19 protein-coding genes and 1 pseudogene are annotated in these 17,472 nt (G+C 65.5%); 5 read left to right on the top strand and 15 right to left on the bottom strand.

All coding sequences use genetic code 11. The features are described 5' to 3' along the window. Nucleotides 1-4 precede the first annotated feature (4 nt). From nifT to ABLE93_RS24305, 4 genes and pseudogenes are all read right to left on the bottom strand, one after another. Nucleotides 5-220 carry a putative nitrogen fixation protein NifT gene (gene nifT / locus ABLE93_RS24320; protein WP_348842283.1) on the bottom strand — a complete coding sequence of 72 codons (216 nt, stop codon included), beginning with the start codon at nt 218-220 and terminating at the stop codon, nt 5-7. Between the two features lie 174 nt (nt 221-394). After that, complete coding sequence (nifS, locus tag ABLE93_RS24315; protein WP_348842282.1) at nt 395-1,615, bottom strand: cysteine desulfurase NifS; 1,221 nt, start codon at nt 1,613-1,615, stop codon at nt 395-397. A gap of 134 nt (nt 1,616-1,749) precedes the next feature. Further along, a pseudogene (locus ABLE93_RS24310) lies at nt 1,750-2,031 on the bottom strand (NifU family protein); the annotation flags it as partial. 49 nt (nt 2,032-2,080) lie between these two features. Further along, nucleotides 2,081-2,401, bottom strand: coding sequence for a HesB/IscA family protein (locus ABLE93_RS24305; protein ID WP_348842281.1), 321 nt, complete (start codon nt 2,399-2,401; stop codon nt 2,081-2,083). A 444-nt stretch (nt 2,402-2,845) separates the two neighbouring features. Between ABLE93_RS24305 and ABLE93_RS24300 the strand changes: the two genes are divergently transcribed. Beyond that, the gene (locus tag ABLE93_RS24300) at nt 2,846-3,433 is read left to right on the top strand and encodes a hypothetical protein (RefSeq protein WP_348842280.1); all 588 of its coding nucleotides are present in this window, start codon (nt 2,846-2,848) and stop codon (nt 3,431-3,433) included. A 216-nt stretch (nt 3,434-3,649) separates the two neighbouring features. Here ABLE93_RS24300 and ABLE93_RS24295 read toward each other — a convergent pair whose 3' ends face one another. Continuing rightward, complete coding sequence (locus ABLE93_RS24295) at nt 3,650-4,180, bottom strand: Rieske (2Fe-2S) protein (RefSeq protein ID WP_348842279.1); 531 nt, start codon at nt 4,178-4,180, stop codon at nt 3,650-3,652. Continuing rightward, a complete protein-coding gene (locus tag ABLE93_RS24290) occupies nt 4,177-5,805 on the bottom strand; it encodes a flavin monoamine oxidase family protein (RefSeq protein WP_348842278.1) in 1,629 nt (542 codons plus the stop codon). Before ABLE93_RS24290 ends, ABLE93_RS24295 begins: the two co-directional genes overlap by 4 nt. Before the next feature lie 347 nt (nt 5,806-6,152). Between ABLE93_RS24290 and ABLE93_RS24285 the strand changes: the two genes are divergently transcribed. From ABLE93_RS24285 to ABLE93_RS24270, 4 genes are all read left to right on the top strand, one after another. Next, complete coding sequence (locus ABLE93_RS24285; RefSeq protein ID WP_348842277.1) at nt 6,153-6,614, top strand: hypothetical protein; 462 nt, start codon at nt 6,153-6,155, stop codon at nt 6,612-6,614. 77 nt (nt 6,615-6,691) lie between these two features. Continuing rightward, the gene (gene sseA, locus ABLE93_RS24280; protein ID WP_348842276.1) at nt 6,692-7,552 is read left to right on the top strand and encodes a 3-mercaptopyruvate sulfurtransferase; all 861 of its coding nucleotides are present in this window, start codon (nt 6,692-6,694) and stop codon (nt 7,550-7,552) included. 11 nt (nt 7,553-7,563) lie between these two features. Then, nucleotides 7,564-7,821: a hypothetical protein gene (locus ABLE93_RS24275; protein ID WP_348842275.1), complete on the top strand. Its 258-nt coding sequence runs from the start codon at nt 7,564-7,566 to the stop codon at nt 7,819-7,821. 6 nt (nt 7,822-7,827) lie between these two features. Continuing rightward, nucleotides 7,828-8,145: a hypothetical protein gene (locus tag ABLE93_RS24270; RefSeq protein ID WP_348842274.1), complete on the top strand. Its 318-nt coding sequence runs from the start codon at nt 7,828-7,830 to the stop codon at nt 8,143-8,145. Nucleotides 8,146-8,460: 315 nt separating this feature from the next. Here ABLE93_RS24270 and ABLE93_RS24265 read toward each other — a convergent pair whose 3' ends face one another. The 9 genes from ABLE93_RS24265 to nifD form a co-directional block, all read right to left on the bottom strand. After that, nucleotides 8,461-9,117 carry a nitrogen fixation protein NifQ gene (locus ABLE93_RS24265; RefSeq protein ID WP_348842273.1) on the bottom strand — a complete coding sequence of 219 codons (657 nt, stop codon included), beginning with the start codon at nt 9,115-9,117 and terminating at the stop codon, nt 8,461-8,463. Between the two features lie 148 nt (nt 9,118-9,265). After that, complete coding sequence (gene fdxB, locus ABLE93_RS24260; protein ID WP_348842272.1) at nt 9,266-9,562, bottom strand: ferredoxin III, nif-specific; 297 nt, start codon at nt 9,560-9,562, stop codon at nt 9,266-9,268. A 20-nt stretch (nt 9,563-9,582) separates the two neighbouring features. Then, entirely contained in the window at nt 9,583-9,783 is a 201-nt protein-coding gene (locus tag ABLE93_RS24255; protein ID WP_348842271.1) for a CCE_0567 family metalloprotein, read from the bottom strand. Between the two features lie 17 nt (nt 9,784-9,800). After that, nucleotides 9,801-10,271, bottom strand: a complete 471-nt coding sequence (locus ABLE93_RS24250; RefSeq protein ID WP_348842270.1) for a NifX-associated nitrogen fixation protein — start codon at nt 10,269-10,271, stop codon at nt 9,801-9,803. A gap of 10 nt (nt 10,272-10,281) precedes the next feature. After that, nucleotides 10,282-10,680 carry a nitrogen fixation protein NifX gene (gene nifX / locus ABLE93_RS24245; RefSeq protein WP_348842269.1) on the bottom strand — a complete coding sequence of 133 codons (399 nt, stop codon included), beginning with the start codon at nt 10,678-10,680 and terminating at the stop codon, nt 10,282-10,284. A 24-nt stretch (nt 10,681-10,704) separates the two neighbouring features. Continuing rightward, nucleotides 10,705-12,150 (bottom strand): nitrogenase iron-molybdenum cofactor biosynthesis protein NifN, encoded by a 1,446-nt coding sequence (nifN, locus tag ABLE93_RS24240; protein WP_348842268.1) that lies wholly within the window; start codon nt 12,148-12,150, stop codon nt 10,705-10,707. Nucleotides 12,151-12,159: 9 nt separating this feature from the next. Beyond that, nucleotides 12,160-14,058 carry a nitrogenase iron-molybdenum cofactor biosynthesis protein NifE gene (nifE, locus tag ABLE93_RS24235; protein WP_348842267.1) on the bottom strand — a complete coding sequence of 633 codons (1,899 nt, stop codon included), beginning with the start codon at nt 14,056-14,058 and terminating at the stop codon, nt 12,160-12,162. A 125-nt stretch (nt 14,059-14,183) separates the two neighbouring features. Continuing rightward, on the bottom strand, nt 14,184-15,743 hold the full coding sequence (nifK, locus tag ABLE93_RS24230) for a nitrogenase molybdenum-iron protein subunit beta (protein WP_348842266.1): 1,560 nt from the start codon (nt 15,741-15,743) through the stop codon (nt 14,184-14,186). An 85-nt stretch (nt 15,744-15,828) separates the two neighbouring features. Continuing rightward, a complete protein-coding gene (gene nifD / locus ABLE93_RS24225; protein WP_348842265.1) occupies nt 15,829-17,334 on the bottom strand; it encodes a nitrogenase molybdenum-iron protein alpha chain in 1,506 nt (501 codons plus the stop codon). Between the last annotated feature and the right edge of the window lie 138 nt (nt 17,335-17,472).

Below are 17,472 nucleotides of genomic sequence, written 5' to 3'. Positions count from 1 at the left end.
CAGTTCACTCCTCCTCGCCACGCTTCTTGGCGTTGACGGTGATGGGGAGGGTGGTGCCCTCGGCCATCTCCGGCAGGTCCAGCACCCAGCCGTTGGCGATCTTGATCCACCCGCCCCACAGGCTTTCGTGTTCGGTTTCGACGATGGGTTCCTCGAGGTCCTTCTTGGGCACGTAGATGGACAGGCCCATCTCCGGGGAACGGCGAATCATGATTTTCATAAAGAAGGCTCCTGGAAGGGACTGTACTCGCCGCTGTGACCCGTTTCGCAGCCCCGATGGCCAGGGACGGGGACGGACATGAACCGGCGGCGGACCAGCCCTTGGGGCGCCGCCGTCGGAAAGGCTTGAAGGCTTGCGTTGGCGGACCTTTGGCCCCGCGCAATTGGTGCCGGCTCAGACATGACCGGCCACGTCGGCCAAGGGCGCCGTCCCGCCCTCGGCCGTGCCGGTGGCCGCGGCCCACGCCGGCGACATGGCGCGCAACCGCGCGACGATGTCCGGCAGCACCTCCAGCACCCGATCCACGTCCTCAGCCGTGTTCTCGCGCGAGAGCGACAGGCGCAGGGCGCCATGAAGGGCGCTCGCCGGCAGGTTCATGGCCCGCAGCACGTGGGACGGCTCGGTCGAGCCCGAGGTGCAGGCCGAGCCGGTAGAGGCAGCGACGCCGGCCTTGTTGAGATTGTGCAGCACCGCCTCGCCGTCGAGATACTCGAAGGCGACGTTGGCGGTGTTGGGCAGGCGGTTCTCGCCGTCGCCGTTGAGCAGGGTGTGGCTCACCTGCTGCAGGATGCCCTGCTCGAGGCGGTCGCGCAGAGCCTTCACCCGGGTGCGCTCCTCCTCCATATGGGCCAGCGCCAGCTCGGCTGCGGCGCCGAGGCCGATGATGCCGGGCGCGTTCTCCGTGCCGCCCCGCCGGCCGCGCTCCTGATGTCCGCCGCGCACCAGCGGGCGAAACTTCACGCCCTTGCGCACGTAGAGCGCGCCGATGCCCTTGGGGCCGTGCAGCTTGTGGCCGGACAGCGACAGCATGTCGATCTCGGTGGACTTCAGGTCGATCTCCACCTTGCCGGCCGCCTGTACGGCGTCCGTGTGAAACAGCGCCCCCACCCCATGGGCCAGCTTCGCCAACTCGGCCACCGGGAAGAGGGTACCCGTCTCGTTGTTGGCCCACATCACCGAGGCGACGGCGGTCTTGGGCGACAACGCGCGGGCATAGGCCTCCATGTCGAGGCGACCCTGGGCATCCACCCCGATGAGGTGGACCTTGATGCCCCGCGTCTTCTCCAGCTGGGTCACGAGGGTCAGGATCGCCGGGTGCTCCACCGCGGTGGTGACGATCTCGTCCCGCCCCTCCTGGGTCTCCAAAGCGGAGAGGATGGCCGCATTGTCGGCTTCCGTACCGCCGGAGGTGAAGATGATCTCATGGTCGAACTGGGCGCCGAGCAGGGCCTGCAGCTGCTTGCGCGCCTTCTTCAGCGCCTCCCCCACATGCTCGCCGAAGGCGTGCGTGGAGGACGCGTTGCCGAAATGCTCCGAGAAGAACGGCAGCATCGCCTCGACGACGGCCGGGTCGGTCCGGGTCGTCGCATTGTTGTCGAGATAGACCGGGCGCACGGATCTCTCCCCTCGCAGCGTCGGTGGCAGCGGCCGCCGGGCCGCCGTCAGCGGATGATGGGAGCCGGAGCCGCCGGGGCCGCGGAGGGAGCCGGAGCCGGGCCCTTGAGGCTCACCAGCGGCTTGTTCTGCGCGCCGGCGACGGGGATCAGGCGGATCAGCTCGCCGAGGCGCTCGACGATCTTGGTCTGGATGCCCTCGATGGTCTCGCTGGCCAGCTTGCAGAAGACGCAGGCGCCGGTCATCTTGACCATGACCTTGTTGCCGTCGATCTCGAGCAGCTCGCAATCGCCGCCGTCGCGGATGAGGTTCGGCCGAATTTCGTCGATCACCTCGCGGATGATCGCCTCGCGCTTGGCTTCGCGGGTGAGCGGAGCCTGCTCGTCGGTGGGGGCTGCGGCGGTCTCGGCCAACATCGCACTTTCCTCTCTTGGTCTGTGTTGCGTACCCTCGGCGTCGGCTCGTTCAGCCGAAGGACTTGCCGCAGGAGCAGCTGGAGGTGGCGTTCGGGTTTTCGAAGGTGAAGCCGGAGCCCTCGAGGGCCACGACGAAGTCGATGGTGGTGCCGGCGAGCAGCTCGTGGCTCTTGTTGTCCACGAACACCTTCACGCCCTCGCGCTCCACCACGGTGTCGTCCGGCTCGGCGTCGCTGACGAGGCCCATCTTGTACTGGTAGCCCGCGCAGCCGCCCGTCTCGACCATGATCCTGAGGCCGCTGACCGGCTGATCGGCGCCCACGATCGCATCACGCACCGCGTGGATGGCGCTGTCTGTCAAATTGATCATCGCTCGACCTTCGCTGAGAGACTGCTTTGGCCCCCAATCCAGCAAGCCGCATGCCAGACGGCAACGGGCTGATTCCGTTCGATTTTCAGGAACGCAGCTGTTGCCTTTGCGACGCGTGTCGGGTTTGGAACACGCCGCGCGGCGTCGGTTTGCCGGACAAGTCCGGGCGGCGGGAAGGCCGATGGGACTCGCGTGCGGCGCCAAACGCTGCAAAGGCAGCCGCCACGGCGGCGCGGCAGGGCCGATTGTCGCTCCCGGCGCTTCCAACGTGGCTTCGCGTGTCGCGCGGCAAAGGGCTTGCATGAAGCGCAGCGCCTGCCCTGCGCGGGTGGCACGCCGGACGCTTGTTCGGCGGCGGGCGGCGCTCCGGTCAAAGGGGTGCTAGCTGCTCGCGCCCTGAAGATCCGTCTTGAACAGTCGTGTGCTGAACCGGAGATTTTTTTGATGACTGCGATCGAGAACACCCCCCTGGGCCGGCTGGACAAAGAGGGGCGACTCCTGAATGCCGTGCTGAAGGCGCCGACCAAGCCCGGCCGCTTCGACTTCCGTGGCGACATCGCGCTGAAGTTCCAGCAGCAGCTCGCCGACGAGAAGCGTCCGCCGGAATACACCATGGAGCAGGTGCTGACCTACGCCGAGGAGGGCAAGGCCACCATTCCGGTGCTCGCGGGCTACCTGCAGAACTTCGCCTTCCTCTCCGACGTGGTCGACGTGCTCGGCGATGCGCTGGCGCCCGACGGGAAGTACTTCCTGTTCTGCAACAACATCGACCTTCTGGCGAAGTATCGCGTCACCCACAACGGCAAGATGTTCTACGTGCTGCCGTGCGACGAGAGCACCGTGTGGAAGGAAATGACCGACCTGCTGTCGATCGACAAGAACGACATCAAGAAGCTGGACACCGGCGGCAAGACCGACGTGGTGCTCGACGCGGCGGCCGCCTGGCACGAGGACTATGAGGTCATCACCTATGAAAAGGGCGTCTCCATCATGGAGCCGGTGAAGAACCGCAACGAGAACCGCCCGGTCTGAGCGCGCCTGCCGGGCCCTCAGGCCCGGTGTTCGTCGATCGGCCACACGACCCGCGGATCCATCGACCGCCTTCGGCCCAGCTGGAGGCGGTGGATTTGCGCGTTGACCGTCCTGAACACCCCGCGCTGACATACAGCCTTCGCGTCTGCCCTGACGAGAGCGGCGCCGGGCGAGGGGGCTCGCCGGCGCCGCATGTTGGTCGAGCTGCGACGGGCTTCAGACGCCACCGCCCTCGTCGGAGCAGGAGGTCACCTCCTCCTCGTCGTCATCCTCCACCTCTTCCGCCAGTTCCACACCGAGCACGCAGATCTCGTTGTCGATGACGCTGAGGGTGACGGGGATCAGGCTCTTGCCCTTGCACGGGCCCTCGAGGCACACGCCGGTGCCGAGCTCGAACAGGGCGCCGTGCTTGCCGCACATGAGCCGGATGCCGTTGGGGTCGAGGAACTGGTTGCGCTCCCAGTCGAGATTGACGCCGTCGTGGGGGCAGCGGTTCACGTAGCCGAAGACCTGGCGTCCCCAGCGCACGACGACGAGGTTGAACGGCTTCTCGACGCCATCCTCCACCTTCACCAGCTGGAAGCCCCGGGCACGCTGGCTCGGGATGTCGCTCATCGAGCAGATGACATAGGCGATGGTCGCGGCCTCGTCCTGCGGGGCGCTCTCCGGGGAGACGCTGTCCTGGGAGACGTTGCTCGGGGGGGCGGGGTTTTCCGTGACGCTCGGTTCCATCTTATCCTCGTTCACGATGCACTCGTCAGGATCGGGCCTTTGGCGGCGCCGGGAAAAGGCGTGACGCCTGCCTCGGCCTTGGCGAGGAGGCGCCGGTTGGCGGCAAGGCAGAAGTCGCGCCACGCGGCCGCGACGTCCCGCAGGATGGTCTGCACGTAATCCTTGGAGAGATGGTGCTCGCCGGGGAAGTTGGACAGCGCGCAGGAGGTCCGGTTGAACGCGACCACATCGTCCAGAAGGGTCTGGATGAAGTCGCGGAAGGGCAACTGCACGTCGCTCATGAGCGCAGAGCGCCCCCTCTCCACGGGCACGTCGGCCATGTCGAAGGGCAGCGTCTCCAGCATGTCGGCCGCCCGCTCGTAAATGTCCTCGATGGCCCCCAGCATGGCGCGCTGGGTGAGCTGCTCGCGCTGCTGGCTGGCCAGCGCCCGGTTGAGGCGGATGCGGTAGGCCTCGAATGCGGCGTCGTTCTGCGCCGACACCCAGGAGGCGAAGCGGGCAAGGCTGGCGGCGTTCACCGAGAGCCCGTCGGGCACCGCGGTGCCGACCTCCTCGGCGCGCTCGCGGGCGAGCGCCCGGTCGATGCGCCGCGCCGCCTCCAGTGCGCCTTCCAGATAGCCGGCGCCCTGGGTCGCGGTCTCGGAGCCGCCCAGATGCAGGCGGCCGTCCCACAGCGGGCGGCGCAGCAGCGGATTGGAAAAAGCCACGTGCTCGCCCTGCGGCTCCGCCTTGTCGCGGGCGGAGCAGGTGAAGGGCTCTGCCGCCCAATCCTGGATGTGCTGCTCGCCGCCCTCGGCGGCGCTGCCGAACACCTGCATCATCTGGCTGTCCACCAGCAGCGACAGGCCCTCGGCAAACGCCTCCCGCAGATCGGGCGGGAAGCTGAGGAAGCCGCCCAGGGCCGCCTTGGTGCCGGTGACGTCGCAGGCGTCGAAGATCTCGCCCACGACGGCCTGCTCGTGGGTCACGAAGGCGTTGCCCGACTGGCCCGCGGCCCGCCAGAAGGCGTCCTTGTAGGCGACCATCACCTTGGCCTGCGCCGCCATCCAGGTGGGCGCGGCCGCCATGGCATCATAGGTCGCGCGATCGAGCTCGGGGATGAAACGGACCGTCTCGGCGACGAGCCGCGGCGGCAGGGCAATGACCGCATGCCGCGCCTCTACCAGCACGAAGGTGTCGTCGACGCGGAAGGTGAGGACCACGTGGTCGCCTTTGTCCTCGACCCCGCTGAGGACATGGCCGAGCCGCACCTGATCCTCGCCGAGCCCGTCCGCAAGGGTGGCGACGAGCCGTGCCATGCCGCCGGCGATGCGCTGCGCACCGCCGTGGACCTGCTGGGCGAAGGCCTGGGGATTCTTGTCGGCCTCGGTCAGGTGCATCACCGCGCCGTCGTCATGCTGGGCGAAGGCGGTGAGGCCAAGCTCGCCGACGAAAGCTGTGATAAGCGGCTGCGTATCCGGCCAGAACCAGGTGGGGCCGAGATCCAGCGCCTCTCCGCTCGTGGACGCCACGGCCGACACGATGCGCCCGCCGAGACGCGCCCGCGCCTCGAACAACGTGAAGCCGCGCTCCTGCTTCCTGAACTGTCGCGCCAGCGCGAGGCCGCACAGCCCGCCGCCGATGATCGCCGTATCCAGCATGGAACAGTCCTCGAAAAATCGCTCTGTTTGGAGCCCTTGCAAGATTCGCGCTCAGTTACTGCGGCGGCAGCGCGCACGGCATGTCAGGAGGTTTGCGCGCCGCCGCCCTGGGCCAGGCGCCCGCTGCGTCGGGTTCGGTGCGTCGGATTTCCCGCGCGGCGCGACGGCTTTCCGACACGGCGCGAAGGCGCGCCGTGCGATGCGGCCGATCTCAGGCTGTTGAAATGCCCGCATCTCAAGGCTTTGCGGCGCCGCCGAATGGTGGCGTGGGCGCGCCCGGCCGGCTGGCACGAAAATTGATCCGCAGGAGGCCGTTGGTCCAGACCGATTGTGCCTTGGAGATTGAAATGCTCGTCGCGTCCGAATTCGCCAAATGCTCCCTCGAGGAGATCAAGGAGCTGCTGGCGGGCGGCACCTTGACCTTTTATTCCGTGGCGCGCCCCGTGAGCGCCGACCATGCCGTGGATCGCAGCGGCAAGCTCGCGACCTTCACCTTCGGCACGCCGGCTTTCAACACGCCGTCCGAGGCCGGCAATGAAATCCCGAATTTCGTCGAGCCGACCGTGAAGGCGAGCGACGTGGGCACCCCCGGCTTCGCCCGCGCGCTGACCGCCGACGGCAAGGTGGTGGCGGACTTCTCCGTCGGCCCCGGCCAGCGCGAGATCAAGCTCGCGGAAGTCTCCTGCTCGGCCGGCGCGCCGGTGCGCGTCGTGACCTTCGCCTTCAATCCGGAAGGCGGCTGGCCCGAGCGCGCGGACTATTACGATTCCCACCCGCGCCCCGGCTACAGCCTGCCCAAGGTGCGCTGATCCCTCTTCCGGCGCCGGGTCCCGTACCCGGCGCCACCTCTTGAGTTTCGGAACCTCGACAGGGAGACCCTTGCGTCATGTCCACTGTTCTTCCCGGACCGCTGGTGAGCACCCAATGGCTTGCGGATCATCTGTCCGCCCCGGACGTGAAGATCCTGGACTGCACCTGGCTCCATGAGAGCACCAACATGGATGGGCGGACTCAGTATCGCGGCCGCCATCTGCCCGGCTCGGTGCATTTCGATATCGACGCTGTGGCCGACAAGACCAATCCGCTCCCCCACATGCTGCCGCCGGCGGCCGAATTCGCCAAGAAGGTGGGGCTTCTCGGCATCGGCGATGGCGACAAGGTTGTCGTCTACGATCGCCTGTGCGGCGGCGCGGCGGCTGCCCGCGTGTGGTGGATGTTCCGCATCTTCGGCTATTCGGACGTGGCCATGCTCGACGGCGGCTACGGCAAGTGGGTGAAGGAGAAGTTCCCGGCCGAGATGTCGCCGGTGCGCCCCGAGCCCAAGACCTTCACCGCCGCGCTGAACCCGGCGCTGGTGCGCTCCCTTGACCAGATGCTCGCCAATGTGGACAGCAAGAGCGAACAGGTGATCGACGCGCGCGGCCCAGCAAAGTTCGCCGGCACGCAGGATGACGTCTTCCCGGTGAAGAAGAAGGGCCACATTCCGGGCTCCATCAACCTCCCGTGGGGCGATCTGATCGTCGAGGAAAGCGGCGTCCTGCTGGAGCCGGACGCGCTGAAGGCCCGTTTCGACGCCGCCGGCGTCAACCTTTCCAAGCCGATCGTCGTCACCTGCGCCTCAGGCACCATTTCCGCCGTGGTGCTCCTGGCCCTCTTCATCCTCGGCAAGGCCGACGCGGCGCTCTACGACGGCTCCTGGGCCGAATGGGGCTTGAAAGACGACACGCCCATCGCGGCGGCGGCCTGACGGGGGATCGGATGAACACACAGCTCGATCTACCGCTGGTGAGCGACGGCGACGAATTCACGCTGCATGCGGCGAGCGATCAGTCGCGCTTCGTGCTGCGCTTCAAGCCGGACGGACTGGCGGCCGACCTCATGGGCGAGGACGCCGAGCGATTCCGCGGCGACTATGAAACGGTGAAATCCCAGTTTCCGGACTGGAGTTCGGATCAGGTCCTGGCCCAGCTGTGGGACCAGGGCGGATATAGCTGGCTCGCAGCTCAGGACGGGTGAAGAGAAATGGCTACCACGCTCATCAAGACCACTTCCGACGGCCGCAAGCTCGAAGTGTCGGGCCTCGCCATCCTACTGGACGGGCAGCTCGAGGCGTTCGATCTCACCGAGATCAAGCTCCATCCCAACCGCCGCAAGATCTGGGAAGTCCACCCCGAGGCCACCCACCTCGCCGGCCGGGTCACCCTCACCCGGGAGGAGGCGGATGCGGTGGAGAATGCCTTCAAGATGGCCGAGGCTGAGATCCTGGCGAGCCCGGCAGCCATCAGCGAGCGCTTCCGCATCGCCATGATGTGGCGGGCCCGCACCGAAGGCATTGAGTGATCCATCACGCGGCGCGGCGCTGACGCTGAGTTGGCGCCGCAAGGTAGAACGGGAACCCGGTGCCCGGCCCGCATGCGGAGCCGGGCTTTTTATTTGGCGCGTGGTTGCTCCGGATTTTCGCCCGACACAGACGCATCTGCGAGGTCCGCACCCGCACGACGGAGGCGTCTGCCGGATCACCGTTGCAGGTCACATCCGCGGGCCTACAGACCGGCCCTTTGTACGCGCGGCCGCGCCGCTAGCCTGACGCTTACAGTCAGGCCCTCGTCCCAATTGCTGGCTTTTCATGAGCGGGCACGCCCACAGGAGCGGCGACTACTCGGCCGCCAACGGCAAGACGCGCGCCGGCGTATCACTCCCGCCATCGGTGCCGCGCGCGTTGCGGGCGAGACGGGATTCTCCGTCCTCGGCGCCGAAGCAGACGTGAAATTCATCGCAGTCCGAGCAGACCGGCGCCGCGCACAAGGTGAACCGCTCCGATCCGCAGACCATGCGGTAAAGGAATTTCTTCCACTTCATGTCCTGGCTGTTCTTGCGCGCGAGTGGTGCGAAGCGCTGCTCCATCAGCTGGCGCAGCTCCTGCCGCGTGCGTAGCCCGAGGTCCTGCCACAAATGGTGCGGGGACTGGCAGCGCCGGGCAATCATGGCAATGAAACGGATTTGCAGCCAGCCGGCATCGGACGAATAAATGCCGAGGATATCGCGGACCGACTGCTCTTCGGGCCCAATCTCAATGGCGCGCTCGCTCAACTGTGTCTTGAGGTCGTCAACCGCCCCCGGAAACAGGCTCCCGGCCAGATCAAGGAGGGCGGCCCTTTCGAGGCCCACTGCCTCGAGCCGGTCCCGGCCTTCGTCCTCTGCCTCAGCGAAGGAGATGGCGATCATGGAGGCTGCGGCATGGATGTCGAACGCATCCGCGGCCGAAGAGGTCGATGACGCGATCAACCAGTCATAGACCTCTTCGGCAGTCATGGGACAGCTCCTCGATTGAGCGCTGGCGCGACGTGCTGGCGTCGCTCCGGTCGCGTCCACCGCAGGCATCCGATCGGCCGGTCCTCCGTCCGATCCGCGGCCTCGTCGGCCTAACGCACGGCCCGGCAAACGGGCCGCGCGCGAACGATCAGGCCGCTGCCTGTTCGTGGCCGTGGATCTGGCAGTTGGCGGGGCACACGCGCGCGCAGGCCCCGCAGCCGATGCAGGCACCCGTGTCGTTCATCACCATCACCTTCTTCTCGACCTCGTCATCCTCGTCATCGTCGAGGGCGACGATGTCGCCATCCTCGTTGATGCCCTTGAGGGTCATCACGTCGCGGCCGCAGACCTTGAAGCAGCGGCCGCAGCCAATGCACTTGTCCTTGTCGATGTCGAGCAGATAGTCTGGCTGCCAGGCTCGACCATCTCGGGTTTCGTTGGACATTTCAAAATCGCCTTCCGGGGTTAGGCGGCCTCGAGTCCCTTCAAGTCCGCGCGCTTTTTCTCAAGCTCGGCGAAGGCATTGTGTGCCCTCTTGGCGACATCCATGATCTGCTCCCAATTGATCGGGAGTTCTTCGGACAGATCGTGGAGGTCCATTTTCGCCTGAGTCGCCTTGGCGGACAGCTTCTTGATTTCGGCCTTGAGTTCTTCCACGTCGCTCATGGTGCACCTTGTTATCGTCAGTATTTGGCCACTTCGGGGAACTTCTGGATCATCTCCACCCCCTGGGTGACGAACTTCGTGCCCTCCTCGGCCAGCTTGCCGAGGTTGTCGAAGCCGAAGCGGTGAACGTCCCGCAGCTGCTTGTTGACCACGATGAGGCGGCCGCCGATGAGCACCATGCGGCCGAAGCCCTCGTGGCTCATCTTGAGCATGGGCGAGATCATCACCCGCGTCTCCTTCTCGATGAGAAGGCAGATCGCGTTGAAGAACAGCTCCAAGCGCCAGATCGTCTCGGGATCCGGATCGCCGATGAGGGGCAGCGCGCGGCGCGCCTCCTTGTCGATGATATAGGGCTCGATCAGGTCGAGGTCCTTCTTGCCCTCCCACGCGCCGTGCGTGTCCTGGGCCCGCCAGACCTTGATGAGCTCCTTGATGAACGGGGTGTCAGCGGCAGCCGACGGTTCGATGACTTGCGCTGCTTCGGCCATGACTATCCCCTCATTCGTCGTCAAAATCGAACTTCCGCTCCTGGCCCTTGGACATCACCTTGCGGAGCCAGGGGGGCGGATTGCCCTGAAGGACCTCTTCCAGCTTGCCGATGAGATCGCTGATTTCCTCCGGCTGGTTGACCTTCATGGGATGGATGTTGTTGGCCACCACCCGCGCGGCGCCGGAGCCGCCGATGGCCGCCACATAAAGGATCGCGCAGTCCTTGATCGCCTCGATCTTGGGGGCGAGCTTGTCCTCGTTGCCGTCTTCCTTCAGATCGCCGTCGAATTCGATGGCTTCCAGGAAGTGGTGGCCCTCGGGGCCCACCTCGTAGATGGCGATGTTCTTCGCCCACCCGAAGTGGGCATCGACCCTTTTGAGGTCCTGGGTTGCGAATGCGACTTTCATGGACGGGTTCGCCTCTGCGCGTTCTCAGTGGTGGGCGGTGCTTGGGGCGGGACCGTGGAGGGACGCCCCGGCCGGCGACGGCGCGGCCGCATCCGGCGCGCCATGCCCGTGTCCGTCGCCGTCCCAGGGATTGCGCCATGTCTCGGGCGTCGCGTCGTGGTTCGCCTCGTGATCGGCGATGACGAGGTTGGCCAGATTGAAGATGAGGTCGCGCGTGCCGCGATAGCCCACGGTCATCCGGTGACCCGACCCGATCCGGTCGAACATTGGAATGCCGATCCGATAAAACGGAATGTTCAGACGGCTTGCCGCCTGTCGGCCGTGGGAGTGCGTGAGCAGCAGGTCGCAGCCGCGCTCCTTGGCCAAGGTCTCGAGATCCTCGAGATCGCCGAGCAGGACCTCCTCGGCCGGGAGCTTCTCGAACACCGGCGATTGAGTGGTGGTCACCGCTGCCGTCACCTGAGTGCCCATCTCGTGCAGCATGGAGGCGACGTCGTAGAGCAGGTCCGGCTCGGCGCCGATGGCAAGCTTTCGGCCGCCCAGGTGGAAATGAGCGTCGAGCATGGCGTCTACCAGCTGACCGCGCTGCCGGCGATATTTGCGCGGCACCTCACGCCCGGAGATCTCGCTCAGGAACATGAAGAAGTCGTCGTTCGGCGCCAGCCCGCACAGCCGCTCAAACAGCCGGTACGGCACGCCGGCCTTCTTCTGCATGGCCTCGGCGGCGGTCTTCATCTGCGCGCCAATCGCGATGGTCCAGGCCGCCTCGCCCATGGTGGCGATCTCTTCCACGCCGATCCCGCCGATCGTGGTGGGCGTGAAGTCGTCGGGGATGTGGCCATCGAGCGAACCGGCAAGATCCGGCAGGAACAGCGGCTCTAGGCCGAAATCCTCCAGAATGGCGCGCAGCTCGTCGAGATCGCCGGGCTGGAGATGCGAGCCCGGCAGGACATTGACCCGCTTCGTGTCGCGCACCACGTCCGCCGGCGGCTTCTTTACCAGCACATCCACCATCTTGGCGACCGTCTTCTCCCAGCCGTCCTGGAAGGCGTCCTTGAAGTCGGGGGTCGAGACATAGACCATCGGGAAATCCGCGAGCTGCGGATACTTGTCCCGGATCATCTTGATGTAGCCGTCCACGTCGTCACCCTTGGTCTCGGTGACGCCGGTGGAGCAGATGCCGATGATCTCCGGCTTGGTGCGGTTGTAGATGTTGAGCACCGCCTGCTCGACATTCTCCATGCCGCCCAGCACCGTCGCAACCTCGCTCATGGCCGTGGTCTGGAGCGGGATCGCCTCCTTGAAATGCCGCACAAACAGCACCAGGCCGAAGGAGGTGCAGCCCTGGGAGCCGTGGAGCAGAGGCATGGATCCGCGCAGGCCCATGAAGGCGAGCGCGCCGCCGATGGGCTGGCTCATCTTCAGCGGGTTAACCGCGCAGGCCTTCTTGCCCTGGACGAATTTGGCCATCGCCGCCCCCTATTCCGCGGCCACGAGGGTGGCGGGCGCATCGTTGGCGGCAGCCTGGACCTCGTCGAGCATCTCCTCGATGCGCTCGCCGCAATTGCCGCAGCCGGTAGAGGCCTGGGTCCGCGCCGCAACTTCGGCAAGGTTGGGGGCGCCGGCGCGGATCGCATCCTCGATGGTCCCCGCATCCACGCTCTTGCAGTTGCACACCGTCTTGGCCCGACGCGCCGCGGCGGCCGCGACCGGATCCGCCAGCACGGCCTCGCCGACACCCAGCGCGGTGAAGATGTCCTCGATGCGCCCGCTGCAGGCGCCGCATCCGCCGGACGCATTGGTGTGCTTCTTCACGCCCTCCACGGTGGTGAGGCTGTGGGCGGCGATGGCGTCCTCGATGGTGCCGAGGTCCACGCTTTTGCAGTTGCAGATCTTCTTGGCCCGGCGCGCCTTCTCGGCGGCGACGGGATCAGCCGCGAGGGCGGCGGCCTCGGCCTCCATCTGGGCGATGGCGCGGTTCTGCCAGTTGTTGGCGGGATCATCCCACGGCGCGGGACGGCGCACCTGTTCCCAGATGGGGTTGTAGAGCGCCTTGTCGATCTCTTCGACCAGCTTCACCATGCCGATATAGCCCATATAGGCGTGGTGGCGCTCCTGGTTGATGTCGAGCCAGGGCATGGATGCCTTGAGCGCGATGAACTGGGAACGGCCGCCCGAGAGCATGATGTCGGCCTTGGCGTCCTTCAGCATCTTGTACATTTCGCGGGGCGTCATGTCGTCGATCATGTGGGCGTCCTGCCCCATGAGCTCCTTGATGCGCTCCTTGTCCTCCTTGGTGGACTTCTTCACCGAGGTGCCGACCAGTTCGAGCCCGGCCTCCTGCAGCGCTGCCACCACCGACCAGGACTTCACGCCGCCGGTGATGAGCAAAACCTTCTTGCCGGCAAAGCGCGGCTTGTACTTGGCGATAGCGGCCCAGGCCCGCGCCTCCTCCCGCTCGATGAGCGCCTCGGTCCGATCCATCAGCTCCGGGTCGGCGCCGCGCTCGATGAGCATGCGGGCGATCTCGCGCAGTGAATCCGAGGAATCCTGGATGCCGTAGAACGAACCCTCGAAGAAGGGGATGTCGTAGCGCTCCTCCATCTTGCGGGCCACGTTGATCATGGCCTTGGAGCACACCATCATCGCCGCCTTGGCGCGATGGGACGACGCAACGTCCTTGTACTTCCCGTCACCGGAGATGCAGGCGAGGATGCGAATGCCGAGCTCGTCGAGCAGTGGCTTCACCTGCCACAGCTCGCCGGACAGATTGTATTCGCCGATGATGTTGATGTCGTACGGCGTCGTATATTCCGGCTCCTCGGTGCCGATCACATGCTGGAGGATTGCTTCGCCGGCGAGCTTGTTGCCGAGATTCTTGGGGCCCGCGAAGCCGGGGGAGTTCACCGGGATCACCGGCTTGCCGAACTTCTCCTTGGCCGCCTTGCAGACCGCGTCGATGTCGTCGCCGATCATGGCGGGCACGCAGGTCTGATAGACGAAGACGGCCGGCGGGTCGTACTTCTCGATGATTTCCTTGATGGACTTGAACAGGCGCTTCTCGCCGCCGAACACCACGTCGGTCTCATTGATGTCGGTGGTAAATCCGGTCCGCCAGATCTGCGAGCCGGACGAGCGCGCACCGCGATTGTCCCAGCTGTTGCCCTCGCAGGCGATGGGGCCGTGCACGAGGTGAGCCACGTCGGTCAGGGGCTGGAGGGCGATCTTGGCGCCGTCGAACGCGCAGCCGCCGGCCGCGCCGCCGGGCTGAAGCTGCTTGGTGCACCCCTTCTTCTTCTCCGCCTCCGATTTGTTCTGGTTCTTCGTGCAGCCTGGCTCGTTGAACACTTGCTGGATCGTGGCGGAAAGCGAGCTCATGGATCTCTCCTTCAACAGGCGGGCTGTGCAAAGATCACGGAAGGCGGGTCTGCTCCTCTCGGGCCGGCCCGGGCGGGGCCCCGGGCCGGCTCAAGGTCATCTACGGACGTCCCAACAGAACGGCATCAACGGATGATGTCGTAGCTGTAGTCCGTCTTGGCGGGCACGATGGTGTTCTGGTCGATGGTGTCGAAGATCTTGTCGAGGATCCACACCAGAACGTTCATGCCGCCCTGATAGCCCCACACCGGGTAGCGGTGGTGGTGGTGACGGTCGAACACCGGGAAGCCGATGCGGATCAGCGGGGTGCCCGTGTCGCGCTCGAGATACTTGCCGTAGGTGTTGCCGATCAGGAAGTCCACCGGCTCGGTGAAGAGCAGGGAGCGCATGTGCCAGAGGTCGCGGCCGGGATAGACATTGCAGTTCTGGCCGAACGGCGAGCTGTCGAACAGCTTCTGCACCTTGTCCGCCCACTTCTGGTTGCCGTTGGTGGCAAGGACGTGGGTGGGCTCGGCACCGAGCTCGAGCAGGAAGCTGGCGAGGCCCAGGCACAGGTCAGGATCGCCGTAGATGGCGAACTTCTTGCCGTGGATGTGGGCGTTCGAGTCGGCGATGGCGTCCACGAGGCGGCCGCGCTCGCGAGCGAGCTCCTCGGGGATCTCCTTGCCGGTGATGCGCGACACCGCCATGAGGAACTCGTCGGTGCCCTTCACGCCGATCGGGTGATTGAAGGCAACGACCTCGTGGCCGTGGTTGGCGATGAGCGGCAGGGTCTTCTCGGTGCAGTATTCCTGCATGGAGATGGTGGCCTTGGCGTGGAGAGCGTTGGCCGCCTCCTCCAGCGTGGTGCCGCCGTCATACATGCGGAACTCGCCGTCGGTGGGGGTGTCCCACACTTCGGAATTGTCGGCGAGGATGGTGTAGTCCACGCCCATAATGCCGAACAGACGCTTGATCTCGCGCAGGTTGCCGACGGTGTAGCCGTCGAAGCCGCCGATGAAGTTGATCTTCTCATTCGGGACGCGCTCGAGCTTCGGCGCGGTGCCGGCCTTGCCGTCCCAGAAGTGCTCGAAGATGCCCTTCAGCACGTTGTCGTAGCCGGTGATGTGGCTGCCGACGAAAGCGGGGGTGTGGGCGAAGGGAACGTCGTACTCCTGGGGAACGGAGCCCTTTTCCTTCGCGGTCTTGATGAAGGCGTTCAGGTCGTCACCGATGACTTCCGCCATGCAGGTGGTGGAGACCGAGATCATCTTCGGCTTGTACATGTTGTAGGTATTGGCGAGGCCGTCGATCATGTTGTTCAGGCCGCCGAACACCGCCGCGTCTTCCGTCATGGAAGAGGACACGCAGGAACTGGGCTCCTTGAAGTGACGCGAGAAGTGCGAGCGATAGTAGGCGACGCAGCCCTGCGAGCCATGCACGAAGGGAATGGTCTCCTCGAAGCCCACCGCGGCGAACACCGCGCCGAGCGGCTGGCAGGCCTTGGCAGGGTTCACGGTCAGAGCTTCGCGGGCGAAGTTCTTTTCCTTGTACTCGGGAGTCTTGGCCCACTCGCGCACGCGCTCGACTTCGGCGGGGTCGCGGGGGTTCTCGAACAGCTTCTTCTTGTTGGCCAGCATCTGCTGGTATTCGGGACCGCGGAACAGCTCGAAATGATCGAGCACGTTATCTGCATTCTGTGGCATCTCGAACCCCTAATATGTGGGTCAAAAATATCATCCCGGCCGCTAGCCCCTCCCCGCGACGGGGAGGGGCCGGAGGCTCAGGCGCTCACTCGGCCGCGAGCAGGCCAGGCTGCGCGGGCGCCTGCTTCCACGGAGCCTTGGTCATCTTCCACACGGGGGAGTTGATGGCCATGTCCATGTCGCGGGCGAAGATCGCGAAGCCGTCGTAGCCGTGATACGGGCCGGAATAGTCCCAGGAGTGCATCTGCCGGAACGGCACACCCATCTTCTGGAACACGTACTTTTCCTTGATGCCCGAGCCGACGAGATCGGGCTGGATCTTCTCGACGAACTTCTCGAACTCGTAGCCGGTCACGTCGTCGTAGATGATCGTGCCATCCTTGACGTAGTGCTGGGCGGTGCGCTGATAGTCGTCGTTGTGGCCGAACTCGTAGCCGGTGCCGACCACTTCCATGCCGAGGTCTTCGTAGGCGCCGATCACGTGACGGGGACGCAGGCCGCCCACGTACAGCATGACCGTTTTGCCCTCGAGGCGCGGACGATACTTGGCGATCACCGCATCCATGAGGGGCGCATACTTGGCGATGACCTTCTCGGCGCCTTCCTTGATCTTGTCGTCGAAGTAAGCCGCGATCTTGCGCAGCGACTCCGCGATCTTGGACGGGCCGAAGAAGTTGTATTCGCACCACGGGATACCGAACTTCTCTTCCATGTGCCGCGAGATGTAGTTCATCGAGCGGTAGCAGTGGAGGACGTTCAGCTTGGCCTTCGGGGTCGCTTCGAGCTCGGCGAGCGAGCCGTCACCGGACCACTGGGCGATCACGCGCAGGCCCATCTCCTCGAGGAGGATACGGGAAGACCAGGCGTCGCCGCCGATGTTGTAGTCGCCGATGATGGCGACGTCATACGGCGACGGCTCGAAGCGGGGGGCCGCATTCGGGTCCATCTTGTCGAACACCCAGTCACGGATCGCGTCGTTGGCGATGTGGTGGCCGAGGGACTGCGACACGCCGCGGAAACCCTCGCAGCGGACCGGAACGATGGTCTTGTTGTCGTATTCCTTGGACTTCGCCTTCGACACAGCCTCGATGTCGTCGCCGATGAGGCCGATCGGGCACTCGGACTGGACGGTGATGCCGTTGTTGAGGGGGAAGAGCTCCTGGATTTCGTCCATGATCTTCGCCAGCTTCTTGTCGCCGCCGAAGACGATGTCCTTTTCCTGGAAGTCCGAGGTGAACTGCATCGTCACGAAGGTGTCGATGCCGGTCGTGCCGATGTAGTAGTTGCGGCGGGCGGCCCAGCTATACTGGCCGCAGCCAACCGGGCCGTGGGAGATGTGGATCATGTCCTTGATGGGACCCCACACCACGCCCTTGGAGCCGGCGTAGGCGCAGCCGCGGATCGTCATCACGCCCGGGATGGACTTGATGTTCGACTTCACGCCGCAATCGGACTTGCCGGACTCGTGAACGTTGAGGTGCTTCGCGCGGCGCTTCGCGGTCTTCTCCGGGTAGACCTTCAGGACTTCCGCGATGAGTTCCTTGTTGCGCGCCTTGATTTCAGCAACGCTTTGCGGTTGGGCCAAGCTCATTTCGCAATCTCGCTCTGTTTTGAATGCCGTGTGGCAGGCCGGCCTCCCGATGGAGGCCGGCCCGGATGACACGTCCCGTCAGGCTCAGCCTGCGGCGAGTTCGGCGGCGGTCTTGCCGATCTGGCTCTCGTCGACGGC

The organism is Xanthobacter pollutisoli (assembly GCF_040044995.1).
In the GTDB taxonomy this organism is placed as follows: domain Bacteria; phylum Pseudomonadota; class Alphaproteobacteria; order Rhizobiales; family Xanthobacteraceae; genus Xanthobacter.
The sequence above is the reverse complement of the archived record's forward strand: the minus strand, read 5'-3'. Positions and strand labels throughout refer to the sequence as shown.

Excerpts from the sequence above, each read along its gene's own strand:
- nifT (WP_348842283.1), bottom strand. The coding sequence starts at position 220 with ATGAAAATCATGATTCGCCGTTCCCCGGAGATGGGCCTGTCCATCTAC.
- ABLE93_RS24305 (WP_348842281.1), bottom strand. The coding sequence starts at position 2,401 with ATGATCAATTTGACAGACAGCGCCATCCACGCGGTGCGTGATGCGATC.
- ABLE93_RS24300 (WP_348842280.1), top strand. The coding sequence starts at position 2,846 with ATGACTGCGATCGAGAACACCCCCCTGGGCCGGCTGGACAAAGAGGGG.
- ABLE93_RS24290 (WP_348842278.1), bottom strand. The coding sequence starts at position 5,805 with ATGCTGGATACGGCGATCATCGGCGGCGGGCTGTGCGGCCTCGCGCTG.
- ABLE93_RS24285 (WP_348842277.1), top strand. The coding sequence starts at position 6,153 with ATGCTCGTCGCGTCCGAATTCGCCAAATGCTCCCTCGAGGAGATCAAG.
- sseA (WP_348842276.1), top strand. The coding sequence starts at position 6,692 with ATGTCCACTGTTCTTCCCGGACCGCTGGTGAGCACCCAATGGCTTGCG.
- ABLE93_RS24275 (WP_348842275.1), top strand. The coding sequence starts at position 7,564 with ATGAACACACAGCTCGATCTACCGCTGGTGAGCGACGGCGACGAATTC.
- ABLE93_RS24270 (WP_348842274.1), top strand. The coding sequence starts at position 7,828 with ATGGCTACCACGCTCATCAAGACCACTTCCGACGGCCGCAAGCTCGAA.
- ABLE93_RS24265 (WP_348842273.1), bottom strand. The coding sequence starts at position 9,117 with ATGACTGCCGAAGAGGTCTATGACTGGTTGATCGCGTCATCGACCTCT.
- fdxB (WP_348842272.1), bottom strand. The coding sequence starts at position 9,562 with ATGTCCAACGAAACCCGAGATGGTCGAGCCTGGCAGCCAGACTATCTG.
- ABLE93_RS24255 (WP_348842271.1), bottom strand. The coding sequence starts at position 9,783 with ATGAGCGACGTGGAAGAACTCAAGGCCGAAATCAAGAAGCTGTCCGCC.
- ABLE93_RS24250 (WP_348842270.1), bottom strand. The coding sequence starts at position 10,271 with ATGGCCGAAGCAGCGCAAGTCATCGAACCGTCGGCTGCCGCTGACACC.
- nifX (WP_348842269.1), bottom strand. The coding sequence starts at position 10,680 with ATGAAAGTCGCATTCGCAACCCAGGACCTCAAAAGGGTCGATGCCCAC.
- nifN (WP_348842268.1), bottom strand. The coding sequence starts at position 12,150 with ATGGCCAAATTCGTCCAGGGCAAGAAGGCCTGCGCGGTTAACCCGCTG.
- nifE (WP_348842267.1), bottom strand. The coding sequence starts at position 14,058 with ATGAGCTCGCTTTCCGCCACGATCCAGCAAGTGTTCAACGAGCCAGGC.
- nifK (WP_348842266.1), bottom strand. The coding sequence starts at position 15,743 with ATGCCACAGAATGCAGATAACGTGCTCGATCATTTCGAGCTGTTCCGC.
- nifD (WP_348842265.1), bottom strand. The coding sequence starts at position 17,334 with ATGAGCTTGGCCCAACCGCAAAGCGTTGCTGAAATCAAGGCGCGCAAC.